The sequence below is a fragment of the Helicobacter cetorum genome (genome assembly GCF_900198405.1).
Taxonomy (GTDB): domain Bacteria; phylum Campylobacterota; class Campylobacteria; order Campylobacterales; family Helicobacteraceae; genus Helicobacter; species Helicobacter cetorum_C.
Genome location: NZ_FZMR01000049.1, coordinates 1 through 1120, shown reverse-complemented (window position 1 = coordinate 1120; position 1120 = coordinate 1). Strand labels below are relative to the sequence as shown.

At 37.9% G+C, this 1120-nt stretch carries 1 pseudogene; it reads left to right on the top strand.

Annotated features, from left to right (window positions below):
- Positions 1-13: 13 nt before the first annotated feature.
- Positions 14-1120 (top strand): annotated as a pseudogene (locus tag C6H25_RS08515) (hypothetical protein); the annotation flags it as partial.

The following is a 1120-nucleotide window of genomic DNA, read 5'->3' as shown; positions in this document are numbered from 1 at the left end:
AATAGGAGTTTTTATGAAAAGATTATTAAGATTAGGATTAATTTCAATAGTAGGTAGCGCTACTCTTTTAAGCGTTTCAAACGCTAATGTTGAGCTGTTAGAAAGCGAGACAGAAATTCCAAGCGACAATCAAAACACCCTCTCCCCACCCCCCACAAAAACACAAAGTGTTGAAGATTTGCAAAATACGCTTAGCGACAATATGAAAACATTAGAAACAAAATATAATGATTTTTATGGCAATGGGGGCAGTTTGAAAAATCCAGTTAGTGGGAGTGCACTTTATAACTATCAGCAAGCCTTAAGCAATCTCAATCAAGCGACTCAAAAAGTTAATGACTATTCTAATATCCTTTATGGAGTGGGTGGGTCAAGCGATAAGATACTAGGAGGGAGCGCTAAAGATTATGAAACAAAGACTAACGCGCTTAAGGATGCTCTAAATAATCTCTATGGCACAGGATATACTTGTGATAATGGAACTTGCACTGATTCTAGCAATACCATTACCCCAACCAATAATAGCATTAAAAATCAATACACAGAGAAAGAAAAGGCAGTTACTGACGCAACCAACAAGCTTTTTTCGCAAATGAATGGCGATAGCGTGGATACTAACGGAGCTTTTACTAAAGATAGCTCTACAGGTGCTATCACGCCCAATCAAAATAGCCTAGATACTAAATACGAAAATGCTATGAACGCTCTTTATGGAACAAGTAGCATGACTTATGAAGAGGCTCAAAGTTCAACTAGCGGAACTATCGCAGTGAGTGGTGGAGAAAATAGCATGAAAGCTGCCAATGATTCGGTTTATGCGAATTATCAAAACGCTCAAACGGCTATTACAGATGCGGCTAAAGCCTTATTTGGCACTCAAAGTAAAAATGGAGAAACCACTACAATACAAAATGCAAGAGGCAGTGCATTGCAAGGGTATACGATTGGGGATAATAGTCTAACTAAGCAATATGATGACGCTATGAATGCTTTGTATTCTGCAATAAAAGATAATAATGTAACTACGCATTATACACCAGCTAGTGGCGATGCTTCATTGCAATCAGCCGACGGCTCTTTAATGAAAAATTATCAAGAAAAATTTAACGCTCTCTATGGC